Origin of the sequence: Streptomyces violaceusniger Tu 4113 (genome assembly GCF_000147815.2) — a bacterium.
Lineage (GTDB): Bacteria > Actinomycetota > Actinomycetes > Streptomycetales > Streptomycetaceae > Streptomyces > Streptomyces violaceusniger_A.
The window spans coordinates 465,041-485,740 of the sequence record NC_015957.1; the positions used below are offsets into that span (position 1 = coordinate 465,041).

Below are 20,700 nucleotides of genomic sequence, written 5' to 3' on the forward strand. Positions count from 1 at the left end.
TTCAGCCTTCCGTTCCGTCGTCGGCGCTCACGGACGGCGCCGGGGTCGCCTCTTCCGTGGGCACATTCTTGCTGTAGTCGGTGCGCTTGCGGGACAGCACGTCGAACGTATTGTGCGCCTCGGTCCAGCGGTAGGTGATCACGGCCTCGCTCGAAGGGCAGCAGACGGAGTCACCGGAGGCGTAGGCGAGCTTGGTCACCCGCAGCTCGTCCTCGTCGATGTCGGCGTAGACGGGCGGCTGCTCGTCGCTGAACACGTTCTCGTACCGGTCGCCCGCCTTGCGGTACACATACGAGCCGATGCCGAAGCCATCGCCGCAGCTCGTCACGTTGATCACCAGGTCGGAGGCGCTGGAGCCGGTCAGCTTTCCGTACGCCACGTCCACCGGGTAGCCCTCGATCTGCTGCTTGCCCTCGGGCACCTTGCCCTTGGGGCAGGGCTTGAGGTTCGCCTTCAGATCGTCGCTGACGTTCGGATCCGTCTTGACCAGCTTGATCGCGTCGACCTTCTGCCCGGTCGGTGACGGCCGGCCCGAGGCGTGGCGACCCGCGTACGAGCCCGGGTCCGCGGCGGCCCACTCGGTGCGCGCCGGTCCCTCCTTGCGCACACCCTCGCTGGCGGCGCCGCATCCGGCCAGCATCCAGCCGCCGGCCGCGGCGAGGCCCACGACCGCACCGCCGGTGATCATGGCTGTTTTGCTGGGAGAGGCCCTGGTCAGGCCGCGCACCGTTCCTGCCCCCGCTCCTGGCGGCCGCGCCGGACCCGACCCGTGTGCTGCCGGACGTTCCCGGTCCGCTTGCCTTCCTCGTCCCGACGGCCGAGCGCGCGGGCGTCCAGATCGCGGCTCTCCAGCTCCTGCCGCAGCCGGGCCAGCGCCCGGTGCAGCGTGCTCTTGACCGTTCCGGTCGACATTCCGAGCGCCTCCGCGGTCTCTTCCGTCGTCATCTGCTCCCAGTGTCGCAGCACCACGACACTGCGCTGCTTGGGAGCCAGCACCGAGAGGATGTCCATCAGCAGGGCGCGGTCCGCGTGCTGCTCGGTGCTGTCCTCGACACTCGCCTCGGGAAGCTGCTCGGTGGGCACCTCGTCCAGCTTGCGGGCGCGCCACCATTCGGTACGGGTGTTGATCATCACGCGCCGGAGATAGGCGTCGGCGAGCGATTTGTCGGCTATGCCGTCCCAGCGGCCGTAGGTGCGCACCAAGGCGGTCTGGAGCAGGTCCTGTGCCTCGACCGGGTCCGGAATCAGCCGACGGGCGCTGCGCAGCAGCGCGTCCTGCCGATTCCGCACGTACTCCTCAAAGTCCAGAACATTGCTGCCCATGATGCAGCCTCCATCCCGCTGATCCCCGCCGTTGATGTGCCGTCCTGTCGGTCGGCGCGAGAAGGACGCTACGGAGGCGCTGTTGCGGCGCCATGCGCATCCGGGCCTCGGCGAATGCACAGCTACCCATAGGTTGTGTAACAACGGAACCCGGTTCGACCGAGTGTCAGAACCGGGTCCTGGGAGTGTCACAGGTCTGTCACAGACAGGGCCGTGACGAGGAATTTCCTCAGGTCAGCGGCAGTCGGTAGAGGCCGCCCGAGAGCGGTTCCACCAGCCCGTCGGAGACCAGCCCGTCGAGCGCGCGGGCCCGCTGCACCGGCTCGTGCCACACCTGGTCCAGCGTCGCCTGCGGCACGGGTGTCACCGTCCCCCGCAACACCGCGAGCAGCTTGCCGCGCACCTGACGGTCCGTACCGGCATAGGTCTGGCCGCGCCGCGGCGGTCCGTCGTGCTCCGGGGAACCGGCCTGGCGCCAGGCGCAGAGCGCGGCGATCGGGCAGCGGGCGCAGTCGGGGGTGCGGGCCGTGCAGACCAGTGCGCCCAGCTCCATCGTGGCGGCCGCCCAGCGCGCCGCGGTCGGCTCGTCGCCGGGGAGCAGGGTGCGGGCCTGCTTGCGCTCGGCGGCGGTGGTGGCGTTCGGCGGGTACTGCGCACCGCCGACCGCGCGCGCGAACACCCGGCGGACATTGGTGTCCAGGACCGGATGGCGCTGGCCGTACGCGAACGAGGCCACGGCCGCCGCCGTGTACTCACCCACCCCCGGCAGCGCCAGCAACTGGGCGTGGTCGCGCGGTACGTCACCGCCGTGCCGCTCCCTTATGGCGGCCGCGGCGCCGTGCAGCCGCAGCGCCCGGCGCGGATAGCCGAGCCGGCCCCAGGCGCGGACCGCCTCACCGGGCGGTTCCGCGGCCAGGTCGGCCGGGCGCGGCCAGCGGGCGAGCCACTGCTCGTACACCGGCAGCACCCGGTTCACCGGGGTCTGCTGGAGCATGAACTCGCTCACCATCACGCCCCAGGCACCGGCCTCGGGGCGACGCCAGGGGAGGTCGCGCGCGTGCGCGTCGAACCAGTCGATGACGGGCCGGTGCAGGACGGCTCCGTCGGGGTCGGGGGATGCGGCGGCCGGGACGGCGGAAGCGGAAATGGCAGTCATCGCTCTCGATCCTGGCACGACCGGACGGTTTGCGGGCGCGCTGGGCGCGGGCGTTCGGGTCGAGCCGCGCCAGTCGTTGCCAAATCGTGCAATACGGGCGTCCGCGCGGGAACGGATGGCCGCTTTCCGCGCCCGGGTGCGGTCTTTCTGCCCCCGCAGGGTGGCCGCAGGGCGATTCTGGGGCATCCGGGGGGCGTCTTGGGGCGACTCGTGGCGGCCTGGTGGCGAACTTATGGCGGTCTCATGTGCGGGATCCGGTCGGATCATGAGAAAAGAAGGGAACGGGGCGGGGGTTATTGGCCGGTAGAGCTCCCGATCTCTCGTAGAGTTTCCGCGTGGGATCTCTGCGCAATCCGATCGGGCCGCTTCCCTCCTCCATTTACTGGCGGCGGAGGATCGTTGCGCTGGCCCTGTTCGTCGTCATCGTGCTCCTGGTCATCTGGGCCTTCGGCTGGGGTGGTTCGGGCGGTGGCGGAAGTGACGAGGGCAAGGGATCGGGCGGCGGGGGACCCGCGAGCACGATCACCCCGGGCCCCTCCTCATCCGGGCCGGTGAACAGCGAACGGCCGGGCGGGCGCGACGAGTCGGACAACGGCGGCTCGGGCTCCGGCGGCAGCGGCGGTAGCGGCGGTGGCGGCGGTGGCTCGGACGACGGCGGTACGGACGCGGGCGGCGGTGGCGGCTCCGGCGGCGCGGGTGGCGCCGGGGGCTCCTCGGGCGGCGGCGCGGGCGGTGGCATCGGCACCGGGACCGGACAGGGTCTGCCCGCCGGGTCGAGCCTGCCGGACTGCCGCCCCGGCGACGCGGAATTGACGGTGCGCAGCGTCAAGGACTCCAAGGTCAAGAACACCTGGGCGCCGGGGGAGAAGCCCGCCTTCGAGATCGTCGTGAAGAACACCAAGTCGAAGTCCTGCAAGGTCGACTTCGGCCGCGCGGCGGCCTCACTGACCATCACGGACGCCAAGAACGCCCATGTCTGGGCCTCCGGCGACTGCCCGGAGGGCAGCGCCACCGCGCTGGTCGAGGTAAAGGGCTCCGGCCAGACCAAGCGCACCGTGGAGTGGGACCGCAAGCGCAGCGCCGAGCACTGCGCCACCCCGTCGGGCAGCGCGTCGGCCAAGCCCGGCACCTATCTGGTCGAGGTGAAGGTGGACGGCCTCGGCACGGCCAAGGTGTCGTTCGTCCTCGAGAAGGACTGAGCGGCGGCTACGAGGGCTGAAGCACGGCTACGGAGACGCTGGAGCGCCAGCCGCTACGGGGGCGCTGGGGCGCGCCAGCGGCTACGGGGGCGCCGGGGCGCGTGGCGGCGCCCGGTCGAACGTACGCGGCGGAACGTGGTGGCGCCCGGTCGAACGTACGCGGTGGAACGTGGCGGCGCTCCGCCGGTACGTACGCGGCGCCCGGTCGAACGTACGCGGTGGAACGTGGCGGCGCTCCGCCGGAACGTACGCGGTGGAACGCGGTGGCGCCCCCCGCACGTACGCGCCGGAACGCGGTGGCGCCCCGTCGAACGTACGCGGTGGAACGCGGCGGCGCCCCGCGCACGTATGCGCCGGAACGCGCCGCCGCCCCGTCGGACCTACGCGCCGCTGCTCAGACGTACCGCTCCAGGATGGACGACTCGGCCAGCCGTGACAGGCCCTCGCGGACCGAGCGCGCCCGGGCCTCGCCCACGCCGTCCACCATCTGCAGATCGTCCACGCTCGCCGCCAACAGTTTCTGCAGGCCCCCGAAATGCTCCACCAGCCGCTCGATGATGGCGCCCGGAAGCCGCGGCACCTTCGCCAGCAGCCGGAAGCCGCGCGGCGAGACCGCCGAGTCGAGGGTCTCGGGCGAGCCGGTGTACCCCAGTGCCCGGGCCACGATGGGCAGTTCGAGCAGCTCGGTGTGGGTCAGCCGGTCCAGCTCGGCGAGCGCGTCGGCCACCGTACGGGTGCGCTTGGCGGTCGGCTCGGGGACGTAGTCGCGCACCACCAGCTCACGCTCGGGCTCGACGCCCGCGATCAGCTCGTCGAGCTGGAGGGAGAGCAGCCGGCCGTCGGTGCCCAGCTCGACCACGTACTCCGCGATCTCGGTGGCGATGCGCCGGACCATCTCCAGCCGCTGTGCGACCGCGCTCACATCCCGGACGGTGACCAGGTCCTCGATCTCCAGGGCCGAGAGCGTGCCCGCGACCTCGTCGAGGCGGAGCTTGTACCGCTCCAGGGTGGCCAGCGCCTGGTTGGCGCGGGAGAGGATCGCCGCCGAGTCCTCCAGGACCCGCCGCTGGCCGTCCACATACAGCGCGATCAGCCGCATCGACTGGCTGACGGAGACCACCGGGAACCCGGTCTGGATGGAGACGCGCTGCGCGGTGCGGTGCCGGGTGCCGGTCTCCTCGGTGGCGATCGCCGCGTCCGGAACGAGCTGCACCCCCGCCCGCACGATCTTGGTGATGTCCTTGTCGAGAACCAGCGCGCCGTCCAGCTTGCACAGCTCGCGCAGCCGGGTCGCGGTGAACTCGACGTCGATCACGAAGCCGCCGGTGCACAGCGACTCGACGGTCTTGTCGGTGCCGAGCACGATCAGCCCTCCGGTGTTTCCCCGGAGGACGCGCTCGAGGCCGTCGCGCAACGCCGTGCCGGGCGCGACCGCGCTCAGGGAGGCACGCATCAGACCGTCGGCCTTGCCGGGTGCCGTTGCCCGGTCGCCTGCTGCCACTGCACTCCTCCGTCGCAAGGTCTGTCGGTGCCGCGAGTCGCCCTGCCATGCCGATGTACGAGGCCACGTATGGGCGAGACCAGGGCAAAGTCTACCGGCGGCCACCGGCCTCCCGTGGGGTCTCCCGGCGTACGCCCGTAGGTGTGAAACGGAGTGCGGCTCCCCCTGTGCCGCGCACCACCCGGATCACCGCCCCCTTGCGTACGCCCTCACCAGCACACTCGGCCACGCTCCGGCCGCTGTTCTGCGGACGGCTCGCGCCGATTTGGGCCACGCTCCGGCCGGTGTTCCGTCGACGCCTCGTCCCCAATTCGGCCACGGCCCGCCGCCTCGGCATCGCCCACCATCCCGGCCACCGCCGCCACCTCAGGCCACGGCCCGTCACCTGGGCTTCGCCCGCTACCTCAGGCCACGGCCTGTCACCCTCGGCCTCGCCTGCCGCCTTAGCCATGGTCCTCCGCGTCCGCCCGCGTCTTTTCGTCGCGCTCGCGGCGCCGCGGCAGCATCCGCAGCGCGTCCCCGATGTCCGCGACCTCCAGCACCCGCATCCCGTCCGGAATCCGGCCCGGATCGCTCGGCACCAGGGCGTGGGTGAAGCCGAGGCGGGCCGCCTCCGACAGCCGCCGCTGCACTCCGGTGACCCGCCGGACCTCGCCCGCGAGACCCACCTCGCCGATCGCCACCAGGTTCTTGGGCAGCGGGGTGTCACTGGCGGCGCTGGCCAGCGCGAGCGCCACGGCGAGGTCCGCGGCCGGCTCGGACAGCTTCACGCCGCCCACCGTGGCGGTGTAGATATCCCGCTTGCCCAGCGCGCTGATCCGGCCGCGCTGCTCCAGAACGGCGAGCATCATCGAGACCCGGGAGGTCTCCAGACCGGAGGTGGTGCGGCGCGGGGAGGGGATCTGGGAGTCGACCGTGAGCGCCTGCACCTCGGCCACCAGCGGCCGGCGGCCCTCCAGGGTGACCGTCAGACAGGTGCCCGGCACCGGCTCGTCGCGGCGGGTGAGAAACAGCCCGGAGGGATCGGCGAGCCCGGTGATGCCCTCGTCGTGCAGCTCGAAGCAGCCGACCTCGTCCGTCGCCCCGTAGCGGTTCTTCACCCCGCGGACCAGCCGCAGCCGGGCGTGCCGGTCGCCCTCGAACTGCAGGACCACATCGACCAGATGCTCCAGCAGCCGGGGCCCCGCGATGGCGCCGTCCTTGGTGACATGGCCCACCAGCAGCGTGGACATACCGCGCTCCTTGGACACGCGGATGAGCGCCCCGGCCACCTCGCGCACCTGCGCCATCCCGCCCGGCGCGCCGTCGATCTCGGGCGAGGCGATGGTCTGCACCGAGTCCAGGACGAGCAGCGAGGGCTTGACCGAGTCGAGATGGCCGAGGACCGCGGACAGGTCGGTCTCGGCGGCGAGGTAGAGATGCTCGCTCAGCGCGCCGATGCGGTCGGCGCGCAGCCGCACCTGACTCGCCGACTCCTCACCCGTGATGTAGAGCGTGCGGTGCTCCTCGGAGGCGGCCTTGGCCGCCACGTCCAGCAGCAGCGTGGACTTGCCGACCCCGGGCTCCCCGGCGAGCAGCACGACCGCGCCGGGGACCAGCCCGCCGCCGAGCACCCGGTCCAGCTCGTCCACGCCCGTGCCGCGCGCGGTGGCCTGACGGCCGTCGACCTGGCTGATGGGCAGGGCGGCCGAGGTGACCCGGCCGGGCGCGGTGGTGCGCACCGCGGGCGCGCCGTACTCCTCGACCGTGCCCCACGCCTGGCACTCCGGGCAGCGGCCGAGCCACTTGGCGGTGGTCCAGCCGCACTCCGTACAGCGGTAGGAGGGGCGGTCCTTGGCGGATGAGCGGGAGGAGCTACGGGCAGCCATGCCGTAACGCTAGCGTCGGCCACCGACAGAGCCGAACGGCGGTGGTGACGGCCCCGTCACGGGCCCCTTCACGAGCCCTTTCGCGGCCCTCTCAGTGGCCCTTGCCCGGCCTTGCCGGAGGGCGCCGGGCGCATAGCAGGTTACGGCCACCGGAGGGGGACACCTGTCCCCTTATGAGGGAGATGGTCACCCGTAAGGGTTAAAACAGCGCAAGTGGCGCGAGGAAGTCTGCATCATCCGCCTACCGTCGCCGGGTGATGAGCAGCAGGTCCGAGCACTCGACACAGACCACCGGCGCACAGCGGGTGCGGCGCCGTGCGCCCCGCTCCACCACCACCCGCCCCCAGCGCCCTCCCGAACGCTATGAGCCGTATCTCGACGGCCTGTTCACCTACTGCCTGTCGGCCCTGTGCGAGCACGACGCGGCGGCCGTCGCGGTGGGCGATGTGCTGGCGGTGGCCGAGCGCCGCCCCGGCCGGGGGCGGGGCCGGGTCACCGCGGAGGGCGAGCTGTCCCGCCCCTGGCTGTACGCGGTCGCCCGCTGGGCCTGTCTGCGCAAGCTGGCCGAGCGCCGCGGCCGTACGGGGACGGACACCCCGGGCGACGGCGCCGGGGCCGAGCTGCCCGAGCCCATCGCCGCCCAGCGCCGTCGCGAACTCGCCGCGCTGGCCTGGCCGGAGGCCGCCGGGACCAGCGCCGAGCAGCGCGAGGCGCTCGAGCTCGCGGTGCGCCATCGGCTGGGCCCCTCCGAGGTGGCCGCCGTGCTCGGCAAGGACCAGGAGGAGACCCGGGCCCTGCTCTCCAGCGCCGCCTGCGAGGTGGAGCGCACGCGTGCCGCCCTCGCCGTCGTCGAGCTGGGCCACTGCCCGGTCGTCGCGCGGCTCGCGGGCGACACCCAGGTGCTGCTCTCCGCCGCCCTCCGCCGCGAGCTGGTGCGCCATGTGGACGACTGCCGCGAATGCCGCCGGATTGCCGAGCGGGCCACGGCCGACGGACCCTGGCCCGGTACGGCGGCGGCGCCCGCCGCGCTGCCGGTGGTGGAGGCTCCCCGCGCCGCTGTGCACGCCGCGCTGCTGAGCGCGCTCAGCGGACGCCCCGCCCGCGCGGGCGCCGGGCCGCGCTTCGACCGGCGCGGCTTCCCGCTGGAGCCCCAGGACCGGGCCGCCCGCCGCAGCCGGATGCGCAGCCGCGCGCTGACGACGACGGTGGTGGCGACGGTCATCGCGGCCCCGGTGCTCGCGCTGTGGGCTGCCTACCGGGGCGCCCCGCTCGCCGGTGACGAGCGCGACACGGACTCGGTGGCCGCCGCCGAGGCGGACGGCACGGACCAGGCCCCGGCCGGTCAGGAGCGGCCCGCCCGTCGCTCGTACGAGCGCGGCGGCAGCGCGCAGGACCGTTCCGGCACCCAGATCGGCTCCGGCCCGCGGAGCGCCAAGGCGGGCCGCGGGGCGTCGGATGTGTCCGTCGAGGTCATCGGCGTGGACGGCGCGATGGCGAGTCCGGGGCACAAGGGCAAGGGCGGCGAAGCGTCCCGCCCGGACGGCTCTCCGGCCGGCGGCGGCCGCCCCGGCGGCGGCTCAGGCCCGTCCCGGCCCGCCCCCGGCCCGGGACGGCTCACGGTCACGGCACACCCCGAGGGCGAGGTGACGGTCATCACCCTCACCGCCTCCGGCGGCTCACCGGTGCACTGGTCGGCCTCCGCCGGGGCGTCCTGGCTCCGGCTGAACCATACGGGCGGGGTGCTGCGGCCCGGCGACGCCACGACCATCACGGTCTCGGTGGACCACGGCCGGGAGCCGGCCGGTCACTGGAGCGCACGGGTCTCGGTGGACCCGGCGGGCGCGGTGGTGCTGATCGAGGGCCGGGGCACGTCCCCCGAGCCCACCCCCACCCCCACAGCCCCCTCCGGCAACCCGACTCCGACCCCGACCGACCCGTCCCCTACGCCCTCCGGCCCGGCCGCCGCGAAGCGCTGACCCGAGGCCCGCACACATCAGCCGACCGGCGGCCCCGAAGGCATCGACCGGGGGCCCCGGATGCGTCGACCGGGGGCCACGAAGGCGTCGCCCGGCGACCCGGATAGGTCGACGGGCGGCCCCGGACACGCCGACCGGCGGGCCAGGTCACTTGGACCGGCGGGCCTGTACACACCGACCGGCGGGTCAAGGGGGTGTCCGGCGGGTCGTGACGCCTGCGGCGGGCTGTTCCCCTCCCCGCCCCTTCCCGAACCTGGGGCTCCGCCCCAGACCCCGGGGTCTGGGGCGGAGCCCCCAGTCACGCGGCGGAGCCGCATATCGATGCGATCCCAGCCCCTCCGGCGTTTGAGGAGCGGGGTCCTGGGGCGGAGCCCCGGCGGGGGCCGGGCCGGGCCCCACGCGGCGGAGCCGCACATTGATGCGATCCCAGCCCCTCCGGCGTTTGAGGAGCAGGGTCCGGGGCGGAGGCCCGGCGGGGGCCGGGGCTCCGCCCCGGTTTCGGGAAGGGGCGGGGAGGGGAAAATTCCGCCGGGCATGGGCGGTGACGAAGCCACGCCAGTGGCCGCACGCGCTGACGGCGGGCATCGCCGGACCGCCCAGGTGGGCCGGATCGGCCAGATCAGCCGGACCGCCCGCGTCAGCCCGCCGGATGCGCCGGATCCGCCGGATGCGGAGCCACCATCGGCAGCGAGGACGCCAGACGCTGCTCGCACAGCTCGGCCAGCCGGTTGTATCCCGCCTTGCCCATCAGCTCCGTGAGCTCCGGCCGGTACGACCGGAACACCGGCTCCCCGGCCCCGTGCGCCGACGTGGCCGACGTGCACCACCAGTGCAGATCGTGGCCGCCCGGCCCCCAGCCGCGCCGGTCGTACTCGGCGATGGTGACCCGCAGCACCCGGGTGTCGTCCGGCCGGTCGATCCAGTCGTAGGACCGGCGCACCGGTAGCTGCCAGCAGACGTCCGGCTTGGTCTCCAGGGGCTCGCGCCCCTCGCGCAGCGCCAGGATGTGCAGGGCGCAGCCCGCGCCGCCTGCGAATCCCGGCCGGTTCTGGAAGATGCACGAGCCCTTGTGGCGCCGGGTCTGCCGCTCGCCGTCGTCGTCCTCCTGCACCCACCCCGAGGCGTGCCCCACATCGTGGAACTGCCAGATCTCCGGGGAGAGCCGGGCCATATGGCGGCCGACCCGCTCCTCGTCCTCCTCGTCGGAGAAGTGCGCGCCCAGCGTGCAGCAGCCATCGCTGGCCCGCCCCGCCTGGATGCCCTGGCAGCCCTGACCGAAGATGCAGGTCCACCGGGAGGTCAGCCAGGTCAGATCGCATCGGAAGAACTGCTCGTCGTCGGCCGGATCGGGGAATTCGACCCATGCGCGGGCGAAGTCCAGACCGACCTCGTCCTCGGCGGCCGCGGCCGCCGAGGCATCCTCGGCCCCGGACGGCGTCGGCTCCTCGGCCGCCCACTCCGGGGCGGTCTTCCGGCTTTTGCCCTGCTTCGCCTTTTTCGTCTTTGCCACGGTGCAAGGGTAGGCCCCTCGGCCAAAAGCCGGAGGTGGGGACCGCGCCCGGCCCGGCGGCGCGGCCCGAACCCGGGATCGGCCGGCGATCGGCCGCCGATCGGCCGCCCGGGCGCGCGATCGTGGGGGACCTGTGCATGACACCGAGGGGGGAGCAGTAGCGTTCACGTTATGAGACTCGGTGTCCTCGACGTGGGTTCGAATACGGTTCATCTGCTTGTGATGGACGCCCACCCCGGCGCGCGCCCGCTGCCCGCGCACTCGCACAAGGCCGAGCTGCGGCTGGCCGAACTCCTCGACGGCGCCGGGGCCATCGGCCCCGAAGGCGTCGACCGCCTGATCGCGGTGGTCAAGGAGGCGCTGGAGGCGGCCGAGGACAAGGGCGTCGAGGACGTCCTGCCGTTCGCGACCTCCGCCGTCCGCGAGGCGTCCAACGCCGATGAGGTCCTGGCCCGGGTCGCCGAGGCGACCGGCGTGCGGCTCCAGGTGCTCAGCGGCGCGGACGAGGCGCGGCTCACGTTTCTGGCCGCCCGCCGCTGGTTCGGCTGGTCAGCGGGGAAGCTGCTGGTCCTGGACATCGGCGGCGGTTCGCTGGAGATCGCGTACGGCATGGACGAGGAGCCCGACACGGCGGTCTCGCTGCCGCTGGGGGCCGGCCGGCTGACCGGTTCCTGGCTGCTCGGCGACCCGCCCGACGCGGCGGAGGTACGGGCCCTGCGGCGCCATGTGCGGGCCGAGATCGCCCGGACCGTCGGCGATTTCAGCCGTCATGGGGCGCCGGACCATGTGGTGGCCACCTCCAAGACCTTCAAGCAACTGGCCAGGATCACCGGCGCCGCGCGCTCCGCCGACGGGCCGTACGTGGAGCGCCGGCTCACCCGCCGGGCGCTGGTGGAGTGGGTGCCGAAACTGGCCGCCATGACCACCGAGGAACGGGCCGAGCTGCCCGGGGTCTCCGAGGGCCGGGCCGGACAGCTTCCGGCCGGGGCGCTGGTGGCGGAGGCGGCGCTGGATCTGTTCGGCGTGGAGCAGTTGGAGATCTGCCCGTGGGCGCTGCGCGAGGGCGTCATACTCCGCCGCCTGGACCACCTGTCCACGTGACCACGCGGCCTCACCGGGGCCGGGAACGGCGACGGCGGGCTGGAGAGCGGCGGTGGCTGGGCTGGAGAGCGGCGGTGGCTGGGTCGGAAAGCCTCGGTGGCTGGGCTGGAGAGCGGCGACGGCGGGCTGGAGAGCGGCGGTGGCGGGCTGGAGAGCGGCGGTGGCCGGGCTGGAGAGCGGCGACGGCGGGCTGGAGGGCGGCGGTGGCTGGGCTGGAGGGCGGCGGTGGCTGGGTCGGAAAGCCTCGGTGGCCCGGCTGGAAAGCCCCGGTGGCCGGGCCGGAAAGCCTCGGTGGCCAGGCCGGAAAGCAGCGGTGACCGGGTCGGAAAGCCCTGGTGGCCGGGCCGCAGAGCGGCGGTGACCGGGCTGGAAAGCGGCGGTGCGTCAGCCGCGAGCGCCGCCGCGGTTCGGCTGCGGAGAGCAGCCGCCGTACGCTGTCCCTCGTGACAGAGCCAGTGGTGCGCATCCCGGATGCGAAGGTCGCGCTGTCCACAGCCTCGGTCTATCCGGAGTCGACGGCGACGGCCTTCGAGATCGCGGCACGCCTGGGCTACGACGGCGTCGAGGTCATGGTGTGGACCGATCCGGTCAGCCAGGACATCGAGGCGCTGCGTCGGCTCTCGGACTACCACCAGGTGCCGATCCTCGCCGTGCACGCTCCCTGTCTGCTGATCACCCAGCGGGTCTGGTCGACCGACCCCTGGGTCAAGCTGCAGCGGGCGAGAGCGGCCGCCGAGAAGCTCGACGCGTCCACCGTCGTGGTCCACCCGCCGTTTCGATGGCAGCGGTCCTACGCCCGCGAGTTCGTCAGCGGAATCTGGCGGATGGCCGATGAGACCGATGTGCGGTTCGCGGTCGAGAACATGTACCCGTGGCGCTATCGCGATCGCGAGATGCTCGCGTACGCCCCGGACTGGGACGTCACCCAGGACGACTACCGCCACTTCACGATCGACCTGTCGCACACCGCCACCGCCCGTACGGACGCGATGGAGATGGTGGACCGCATGGGCGACCGGCTGGCCCATCTCCACCTCGCCGACGGCCAGGGCTCCAACAAGGACGAGCACCTGGTGCCGGGGCGCGGCACCCAGCCCTGCGCCGAGCTGCTGGAACGGCTCGCGGCCACCGGTTTCGATGGCAATGTGGTCGTCGAGGTCAATACCCGGCGGGCGATGTCCACCGCCGAGCGCGAGGCCGACCTGGCGGAGGCCCTGGCCTTCACCCGGCTGCATCTCGCCTCGCCGACCTCGGCCACTCCGCGGAGGAGGACGGTGCCCGGTTCATGACCCCCGCCTCGTCCGGGCCCGCCACGGGCCCGCGCAAGCGTGGCCGCCCGGCCCGTACGAGCGCCTCCGACGGCCCCGGGGCTCGCGACCGGATCCTGGCCGCGGCGCGCAACGAGTTCGCCGAGCGTGGCTACGACAAGACCTCGATCCGTGGCATCGCCAAGACCGCGGAGGTGGACCCGGCGCTGGTCCACCACTACTTCGGCACCAAGGAGCAGGTCTTCGAGGCGGCCATCGAGCTGATCTTCGCGCCCGCCATGGCCGCCCCGGACGCGGTGCACGGCAGCCGGGAGGGCGCGGGCGAGCGGATGGCCCGCTTCATGTTCGGCATCTGGGAGAACCCCGTCAGCCGGCTGCCGCTGCTCGCCGTGATGCGCTCGGCGCTGACCAACGAGACCGCATCCGTGGTGCTGCGCGGCATGATCGAGCGCCGGGTGCTGCTGCGGATGGCGGATGAGCTGGACGTCCCGAACCCCGAGTTCCGGGCCCAGCTCGCGGCCGGGCACCTCATCGGGATCGCGATGCTGCGGTATGTGATCCGGATGGAGCCGATGGCCTCGGCGGAGGTCGATGACATCGTGACCATGGTGGGGCCCACCCTGCAGCGCTATCTGACCGAGAGCTGATCGCGGGCGGCCGTGCGCTGACCGAGAGCTGATCGCGGACGGCCGGGCCGTGCGCTGACCGAGAGCTGACCGGGTCCTTCCACACAGTGACCCCACCGTCTCTGGATCCGGACGGACCATCCGGATCCATGGACACAGGCGTAGGCTCAGAAGACTCCGATCCGATTCGCCGGGCGTCCCATTCGCTGGACGCACGTATCACGAGGGAGCCGAGCACTGTGCCCGAGCTGAGGTCTCGCACCGTCACCCATGGCCGCAACATGGCGGGCGCCCGCGCCCTTATGCAGGCGTCCGGCGTAGCGCGCGAGGACTTCGGCAAGCCGATCATCGCCGTGGCCAACAGCTTCACCGAGTTCGTGCCCGGCCACACCCACCTCCAGCCGGTCGGCCGGATCGTCAGCGAGGCGATCCACGCGGCGGGTGGCATTCCGCGCGAGTTCAACACCATCGCCGTGGACGACGGCATCGCCATGGGCCACGGCGGGATGCTCTACAGCCTCCCCTCCCGCGATCTGATCGCCGACTCCGTGGAGTACATGGTCGAGGCGCACTGCGCCGACGCGCTGATCTGCATCTCCAACTGCGACAAGATCACGCCCGGGATGCTGATGGCCGCGATGCGGCTCAACATCCCGACCGTCTTCGTCTCCGGCGGCCCCATGGAGGCCGGCCGGGCCACGCTCGTCGACGGCACCGTCCGCAAGCTGGACCTGATCAACGCGATCTCGGACGCGGTCAACGAAAACGTCTCGGACGAGGACATCCTCCGTATCGAGAACAACGCCTGCCCGACCTGCGGCTCCTGTTCCGGCATGTTCACCGCCAACTCGATGAACTGCCTGACCGAGGCGATCGGCCTCTCCCTGCCGGGCAACGGCTCGGTGCTGGCCACCCACACCGCCCGCAGGGCGCTCTACGAGACCGCCGGCCGTACGGTCGTGGACATCACCAAGCGCCACTACGACCACGACGACGAGACCGTTCTGCCGCGCTCCATCGGCACCCGCGCCGCCTTCGACAACGCCATGGCGCTCGACATCGCCATGGGCGGCTCGACCAACACGATCCTGCATCTGCTGGCCGCCGCCCAGGAGGCCGGTCTCGACTACGACCTCGACGACATCAACGAGGTCTCGCGCCGGGTGCCCTGCCTGGCCAAGGTCGCTCCGAACGTGGCCCCCGGCGGCACGTACTACATGGAGGACGTGCACCGCGCGGGCGGCATTCCGGCGATCCTCGGCGAGCTGTTCCGCGCCGGGATGCTGAACGAGGACGTCCACTCCGTGCACAGCTCCTCGCTCGCCGACTGGCTCAAGACCTGGGACGTGCGCGGCGGTTCGCCGTCCGCCGAGGCCGTCGAGCTGTGGCACGCGGCCCCCGGCTGCAAGCGCTCCGCCACCGCCTTCTCGCAGTCCGAGCGCTGGGACACGCTGGACACGGACGCCGCCGGCGGCTGCATCCGCGACCTGGAGCACGCCTACTCCCAGGACGGCGGGCTGGCCGTCCTCAAGGGCAATCTGGCCGTCGACGGCTGCGTGGTGAAGACCGCGGGCGTGGACGAGTCGATCTGGACCTTCGAGGGCCCCGCCGTGGTCTGCGAATCCCAGGAGGAGGCCGTCGAGCGGATCCTGGGCAAGCAGGTCAAGGAGGGTGACGTCGTCGTCATCCGCTACGAGGGCCCCAAGGGCGGCCCCGGTATGCAGGAGATGCTCTACCCCACCTCCTTCCTCAAGGGCCGGGGCCTCGGCAAGGCCTGCGCGCTGGTCACCGATGGCCGCTTCTCCGGCGGCACCTCGGGCCTGTCCATCGGCCACGCCTCGCCCGAGGCGGCGTCCGGCGGCACCATCGCCCTGGTCCGGGACGGCGACCGGGTCCGCATCGACATCCCCGGCCGCACCATCGAACTCCTCGTGAGCGAGGAGGAGTTGGCGGCCCGTCGCGAGGCCCTCGGCGGCGTCTACACCCCGAAGAACCGCGAGCGCAAGGTGTCCACCGCACTGCGCGCCTACGCGGCGATGGCCACCAGCGCCGACAAGGGCGCGGTCCGCGACATCAGCCGCCTCGGCTGACGTCCGTCCCGGCCGCCTCCACGGTGTCGTATCCGTAGACCGTGGTGAGGGCGTCACCGCTCAGCGTCAGCTCGGCGGGGACGCCACCGGGGTCGGTCCGCGCCTTGCCCCGCCACAGCACCCGGCCGTCCCCGCGGTCCAGCGCGACCGTGCGGCCGGCGGCGGTGGCCGGATACAGCGCGTTCCGGCGCCCGGACACCACGGGCGCGCCCAGCCACTCCACCTCCGTCGCCTCGCTCCACAGCCGTTTTCCGGCCGTGGTGACGGCGGTGACCTCGCCGTTCTGCCGGACGAAGTAGAGCGTGTCGCCCACCAGGGTGGGCTGGGTCTGCTGGGCGGAGAGCCCCTCCCTCCGGCACTTGAGGAGCGGAGCCCAGGGGCGGAGCCCCCACGCGGCGGAGCCGCAACCCGATGCTGCGGGAAGGGGCGGGTAGGGGGAAAGCATCGATATGCGGCTCCGCCGCGTGGTCCGCCGGACACCCTCACCAACCAGCCGGATCCCGTCCGTCCACCGCGAACACCGTGCCGTCCGGTCCCGTCGCGAACACCTTGCCGTCCGCCACCACCGGCGCAGGCATCAGATCCAGAAAGCCGCGACCGGCCGCGCCCCCGCGCGAGCGGCGGGTCTCGCCGATCACCTCGCCCCGCTCGGCGTCCACGGCCAGCAGCCGGCCGTCCGCCGCCGAGAAGTACAGCCGTCCGTCCGCCGCCACCAGGGGCGAGGCGTTGGCCACCGAGGTCTCCAGGCGCCAGAGCCGCGCCCGCGCCGCACCCTCGCGCCCGGTGTCGACGGCCACCAACCCGCCGTCCGAGCCCAGCACGTACACCCGGTCGCCGCTGGTGACGACACTGGTCGCGGACACCGGCGCGGACAGCGCGACCCGCCGCGCCGTACGCCGCTCCGGGTCGTAGCGGACGACGGCGGTGGTACGGGTCCGGGTGTCCGTCTCGGTCAGCAGCAGCACTCCGCCGGGGCCGCTCCCGGCCGGGGTGAGGTTGCCGCTGAGCGAGGCGTGCCAGCGCGTGTCACCGCGCACCGTGTCCACCGCCGTGACCACCGTGTGCGCGCCATCGCCCGCTGCGGTCACGGCGTACGCCGTGCGGCCGTCGCCGTACGAGAAGAAGGCGGGCCGGGCGTGGCCCGGCAGCCGATGGCTCCAACGCTCCTTGTTCGTCGCGCCGTTCACCGCCGTGACCGTGCCGTCCGGCGCGGCCAGCAGCACGGTGTCGCCCGAGGCGTAGACGCCGCCGTCGTAACGGGACACCTCGCGGCTCCAGCGGACGTCGTGGGTCGTGGGGTCGAGCGCCCGCAGCCGCCCGCCGTCCTGCGACACCGTCTGCACCAGACCGCCGGAGAACACGGGAGCGGAGACCGCCTCGCCGTCACCGGGGCTCCCGGCCGCGGACGGCCGCGACCAGACCACCCGGCCGTCGTCCGGATCGACCCGGGCGGCCTCGATACCGCGCCGGGTGCAGTACAGCGCGCCCGCTCCGTACGAGCAGAACGCGGGCCGCGCCCCCGAGCCCGCGGCCTTTCCGACGTCCAGCCCCGTCGTCCAGGGGCGCCAGGCCTCCGTGGTCGCCGCGCTGTTCCGCGGCTGCCGCCCGCCGGACGCGTCCGCGTCGCCGAACGGGCGCAGCGCGACAACCGTGCCCGCGCCCAGCAGCACGAGGGCCGCGAGCCCGGACAGGGCCCACCGCCGGATCCCCCGCCGCCGGGCCCCCGGCCCGTCGGCCATGGACTCGTCCGCCACCGGCCCGTCCGTCACGGGCCCGCTCGTCACCGACTCGGCCTCGTCCGCGCCCCGTTCCGGCTCGGCCTTCATGTCCTTCATGAGCCGGGGCGCGGGCTCAGAGGCCGCCTTCACATGCGTATCCGTGGCGCCGCCGACCTGCTCCGCGCGCCCGCCCGGCAGGGAGTGCGGCTCCGGCGTCCGCTGCTGCGGCACCAGCCGGACGGGGCCGCGGGGCATCGGCGGATGGGGGCCGCGGACGGCGCGCAGGACCGTCATCAGGGCGTCGGGCGTGGGGCGTTCCTCGGGGTTCTTGGCCAGGCACCGCTGGATCAGCGGCAGCAGCTCATCCGGCACCCCCGCCAGATCCGCCTCGTCGTGCACCACCTGGTACGCCACGATGTACGGGCTCTCGGACTCGAACGGCCCCCGCCCGGTGGCCGCGTGGACCAGCAGCGAACCCAGCGCGAACACATCCGCCGCCGGGCCCACCGCACGCGGCCGCTGGAACTGCTCCGGCGCCATGAACGGCGGAGTACCGATCAACTGCCCTGTCTCGGTGCGCAGTTCGCTGTCGGACGGCCGCGAGATGCCGAAGTCGATGACCTTCGGGCCGTCCGCCGCGAGCAGCACATTGCTCGGCTTGAGATCGCGGTGCACCACGCCCACCCGATGGATGTCCCGCAGCGCCTCCGCGAGCCCCGCGGCCAGTTGCACTGTCTCGTCCGGCGGCAACGGGCCGCTCCGCTTGACGTGTTCGGCGATGGTCGGGCCGGGGATGTAGAGGGTGGCCATCCAGGGCCTCGGCCCCTCCGGGTCGGCATCCACCACGGGCGCCGTGAACGCGCCGCTGACCCGCCGGGCGGCCGCCACCTCCTGCCGGAACCGCGCCCGGAACTCGGGGTCTTCGGCGTACGCGGCATGGACGACCTTGACCGCGAGATGCCGTCCCGAGGGCGAGCGGGCCAGATGGACCACGCCCATGCCACCCGAACCGAGGCGCGCCTCGAGCCGGTACTGCCCGGCGTATTCCGGATCCTCCGCTTCCGGCCCCGTCCCGGCTCTGTGCACCGGCGGCATGCCCCACCCCCGTGAATTCGGCCGCATTCGCGACTCGGCGAGCCTAGTCGATGACACGTGCGAGCCTTGTTAGCCTCCGCATGTCGTGTCACTTCACACGACATGTGCACAACTTCGGAAAGCAGTTCAACGGGGGAGGGGCCGTCATGGCCATTGAAGAGACCGCGGAAACCGTCGCCACCACCGACACCGCAAGCGCCACCGACGCCGCCGACGTCATGGCCACCGCCGGAGCGATCACCTATCCGACCGCGCCCGGCTACCAGGTGAACGTCCGCAGCGGGCCCGGCACCAACCACAGAGTCGTCAAGGTGCTGCCGTACAACACCCGTGTCCCCATCCGCTGCCAGCGGCACGGCGAGCAGGTCTCCGGACCGTACGGCACCACGGACATCTGGGACAGCATCGCCCCGGGCCAGTACGTGTCCGACGCGTATGTGAGGACCGGCAGCGACGGCTTCGTCACCGTGCCCTGCGGCTGACCCACGGCCGGAGCGCAGCCGGCCCCCGGAGCCGCGAGTGCGACGCCGGGGGCCGGATGACGGAAGGGGGCGTATCCCCCCGGGTGTTCGTTACGCCGGGACCTGCTCCTCGAGGGCGGCGTCCCGCTTGACCACCGCGTTGTGCCGCTCGGCCCAGGTGGCCAGCGCCATCTCACAGGCGTGGTCCACGTGGCGCAGCCCGGTCAGGTCGAGCTCGACCTCCCGCTCCCGGGGCAGCCCCTCCAGCTCGTCCAGCAGCTTGGGCAGCCGCAGGAAGGTCGCGTGACCGCGCACCCGGACGTGCAGCGGCTTGTCGTCGGCACCGGCACCGGCACCGTCGCCGGCACCGGCACCGTCCTCGCGCCCGCTGACCTCGACATGCACATGCGAGGTCTCCCAGGCCGTCTTGGCCACGGCCATCAGCAGACCGATGACCACGCCCTCGAACATATTGGTGATCACGATCGCGCCGGCGGTGACGACCAGGATGATCGCCTCACCGCGGTGGGCCCGCCACAGCGGCACCAGGTCCTTGGTCGGGATCAGCTTCCAGCCCGAATACACCAGCACACCGGCGAGCGTCGCCACCGGGATGATGCCCAGGGCCGAGGGGAAGAGCACCGCGAAGATCAGCAGCCACACACCGTGCAGCACCCGCGATGCCTTCGTCTTCGCGCCGGCCTGCACATTGGCCGCGCTCCGCACGATCACCGCGGTCATCGGCAGGGCGCCGAGGACACCGCACACCGCGTTGCCCGCGCCCTGCGCCATGAGCTCCTTGTCGTAGTCGGTGCGGGCACCGTCGTGCAGCCGGTCCACGGCCGCGGCGCTGAACAGGCTCTCGGCCGAGGCGATCAGCGTGAAGGCGAGCACGGTGCCGATGACGCCCACCTCGGCGAGCGCTTGGAACTCACTGCCGCCAGGCGGCTGGATGGCGTCCAGCAGACCCTTGACCTCGACTCGCGCGATCGGCAGGTCGAAGATCACGGTCGAGGCAGTGGCGAGCGCGACGGCCGCCAGCGGTGCGGGCAGCACCTTGGCGCCCTGGCGGAAACGCGGCCACAGCACCAGGACCGCGATGGTGCCGACGCCCACGGCGAGCGCCTTCAGGGCGTCCCCGGAACCGGCCACGTCCCCGATGAGCTCCGGAATGCCGAAGATCTTGTCGAGCCCGCTGGTCGGCGCCTTGGCGTCGGCGAGCGCGTAGAGCTGTCCGGCGATCAGCACCAGGCCGATGCCCGCGAGCATGCCCTGCACCACGGCGACGGAGATCGCCCGGAACCAGCGGCCGAGGCCGAACGCCCCCATGGCAAGCTGCAGCAGTCCGGAGATCAGGACGAGGACGCCGAGTGCGGCGACGCCGTATTGCTCCACGGCCTCGTACACCAGCACGGTCAGACCGGCGGCCGGGCCGGAGACCTGCAGGCTGCTGCCCGGCAGGAAGCCGGTGACCAGCCCGCCGACGATGCCGGTGATCAGGCCGAGTTCGGCCGGAACACCCGAGGCCACCGCCACCCCCACGCACAGGGGGACGGCGACGAGAAAGACGACGAGAGAAGCGGTGAAGTCGGCGCGGAATGTTTTGGCGCCGGATGAGCCTGAGGTGCCTCCGGCACCACGGAAACGGTCAAGGAGAGAGTTTCGCATGAGGGCTGCCTCCAGTGCGCCCCGTCACCGGCTCATGGGCAGGCGGGGGCACGGCATAACGCTACGTCAGTGGGATCGATGGAATCGGTCGCTGGCGGTTGAGATCGCTTGCTGCGAGAAGCGTGAAAAGCGTTGAAACG

At 72.8% G+C, this 20,700-nt stretch carries 16 protein-coding genes; 7 read left to right on the forward strand and 9 right to left on the reverse strand.

Annotation, left to right across the window (positions count from 1 at the left end; genetic code table 11):
• Position 1: 1 nt before the first annotated feature.
• The 3 genes from STRVI_RS02120 to STRVI_RS02130 form a co-directional block, all read right to left on the reverse strand.
• The gene (locus STRVI_RS02120) at positions 2 to 688 is read right to left on the reverse strand and encodes a hypothetical protein (RefSeq protein WP_014053967.1); all 687 of its coding nucleotides are present in this window, start codon (positions 686 to 688) and stop codon (positions 2 to 4) included.
• Between the two features lie 26 nt (positions 689 to 714).
• Positions 715 to 1,323, reverse strand: a complete 609-nt coding sequence (locus STRVI_RS02125; RefSeq protein WP_014053968.1) for a SigE family RNA polymerase sigma factor — start codon at positions 1,321 to 1,323, stop codon at positions 715 to 717.
• A gap of 229 nt (positions 1,324 to 1,552) precedes the next feature.
• Positions 1,553 to 2,479 (reverse strand): A/G-specific adenine glycosylase, encoded by a 927-nt coding sequence (locus STRVI_RS02130; protein ID WP_014053969.1) that lies wholly within the window; start codon positions 2,477 to 2,479, stop codon positions 1,553 to 1,555.
• Between the two features lie 335 nt (positions 2,480 to 2,814).
• Here STRVI_RS02130 and STRVI_RS02135 point away from each other — a divergent pair, with 335 nt between their 5' ends.
• A complete protein-coding gene (locus tag STRVI_RS02135; RefSeq protein WP_014053970.1) occupies positions 2,815 to 3,678 on the forward strand; it encodes a hypothetical protein in 864 nt (287 codons plus the stop codon).
• Positions 3,679 to 4,072: 394 nt separating this feature from the next.
• On the opposite strand, the gene disA is transcribed toward STRVI_RS02135, so the two are convergent.
• A complete protein-coding gene (disA, locus tag STRVI_RS02140) occupies positions 4,073 to 5,131 on the reverse strand; it encodes a DNA integrity scanning diadenylate cyclase DisA (RefSeq protein WP_050993876.1) in 1,059 nt (352 codons plus the stop codon).
• Positions 5,132 to 5,622: 491 nt separating this feature from the next.
• A complete protein-coding gene (radA, locus tag STRVI_RS02145; protein ID WP_014053972.1) occupies positions 5,623 to 7,047 on the reverse strand; it encodes a DNA repair protein RadA in 1,425 nt (474 codons plus the stop codon).
• A 257-nt stretch (positions 7,048 to 7,304) separates the two neighbouring features.
• On the opposite strand from radA, the gene STRVI_RS02150 reads away from it, so the two are divergent.
• Positions 7,305 to 9,023: a BACON domain-containing protein gene (locus STRVI_RS02150; RefSeq protein WP_014053973.1), complete on the forward strand. Its 1,719-nt coding sequence runs from the start codon at positions 7,305 to 7,307 to the stop codon at positions 9,021 to 9,023.
• A 637-nt stretch (positions 9,024 to 9,660) separates the two neighbouring features.
• On the opposite strand, the gene STRVI_RS02155 is transcribed toward STRVI_RS02150, so the two are convergent.
• Complete coding sequence (locus STRVI_RS02155; RefSeq protein WP_014053974.1) at positions 9,661 to 10,533, reverse strand: hypothetical protein; 873 nt, start codon at positions 10,531 to 10,533, stop codon at positions 9,661 to 9,663.
• A 171-nt stretch (positions 10,534 to 10,704) separates the two neighbouring features.
• Here STRVI_RS02155 and STRVI_RS02160 point away from each other — a divergent pair, with 171 nt between their 5' ends.
• The 4 genes from STRVI_RS02160 to ilvD all read left to right on the forward strand — a co-directional run bounded on the left by STRVI_RS02160 (position 10,705) and on the right by ilvD (position 15,618).
• Positions 10,705 to 11,634, forward strand: a complete 930-nt coding sequence (locus STRVI_RS02160; RefSeq protein WP_014053975.1) for a Ppx/GppA phosphatase family protein — start codon at positions 10,705 to 10,707, stop codon at positions 11,632 to 11,634.
• 443 nt (positions 11,635 to 12,077) lie between these two features.
• On the forward strand, positions 12,078 to 12,923 hold the full coding sequence (locus STRVI_RS02165) for a sugar phosphate isomerase/epimerase family protein (RefSeq protein ID WP_078505073.1): 846 nt from the start codon (positions 12,078 to 12,080) through the stop codon (positions 12,921 to 12,923).
• Positions 12,920 to 13,549 (forward strand): TetR family transcriptional regulator, encoded by a 630-nt coding sequence (locus tag STRVI_RS02170; RefSeq protein ID WP_014053977.1) that lies wholly within the window; start codon positions 12,920 to 12,922, stop codon positions 13,547 to 13,549. Before STRVI_RS02165 ends, STRVI_RS02170 begins: the two co-directional genes overlap by 4 nt.
• Positions 13,550 to 13,767: 218 nt before the next feature.
• The gene (ilvD, locus tag STRVI_RS02175) at positions 13,768 to 15,618 is read left to right on the forward strand and encodes a dihydroxy-acid dehydratase (RefSeq protein ID WP_043235274.1); all 1,851 of its coding nucleotides are present in this window, start codon (positions 13,768 to 13,770) and stop codon (positions 15,616 to 15,618) included.
• Here ilvD and STRVI_RS02180 read toward each other — a convergent pair.
• The gene (locus STRVI_RS02180; protein ID WP_078505076.1) at positions 15,602 to 16,063 is read right to left on the reverse strand and encodes a PQQ-binding-like beta-propeller repeat protein; all 462 of its coding nucleotides are present in this window, start codon (positions 16,061 to 16,063) and stop codon (positions 15,602 to 15,604) included. The two genes, ilvD and STRVI_RS02180, sit on opposite strands and share 17 nt — an antisense overlap.
• A 37-nt stretch (positions 16,064 to 16,100) precedes the next feature.
• A complete protein-coding gene (locus tag STRVI_RS02185; RefSeq protein WP_043235279.1) occupies positions 16,101 to 18,431 on the reverse strand; it encodes a serine/threonine-protein kinase in 2,331 nt (776 codons plus the stop codon).
• Between the two features lie 146 nt (positions 18,432 to 18,577).
• Here STRVI_RS02185 and STRVI_RS02190 point away from each other — a divergent pair, with 146 nt between their 5' ends.
• Positions 18,578 to 18,913: an SH3 domain-containing protein gene (locus STRVI_RS02190; RefSeq protein WP_014053980.1), complete on the forward strand. Its 336-nt coding sequence runs from the start codon at positions 18,578 to 18,580 to the stop codon at positions 18,911 to 18,913.
• 90 nt (positions 18,914 to 19,003) lie between these two features.
• On the opposite strand, the gene STRVI_RS02195 is transcribed toward STRVI_RS02190, so the two are convergent.
• Complete coding sequence (locus STRVI_RS02195) at positions 19,004 to 20,560, reverse strand: SulP family inorganic anion transporter (protein ID WP_014053981.1); 1,557 nt, start codon at positions 20,558 to 20,560, stop codon at positions 19,004 to 19,006.
• Between the last annotated feature and the right edge of the window lie 140 nt (positions 20,561 to 20,700).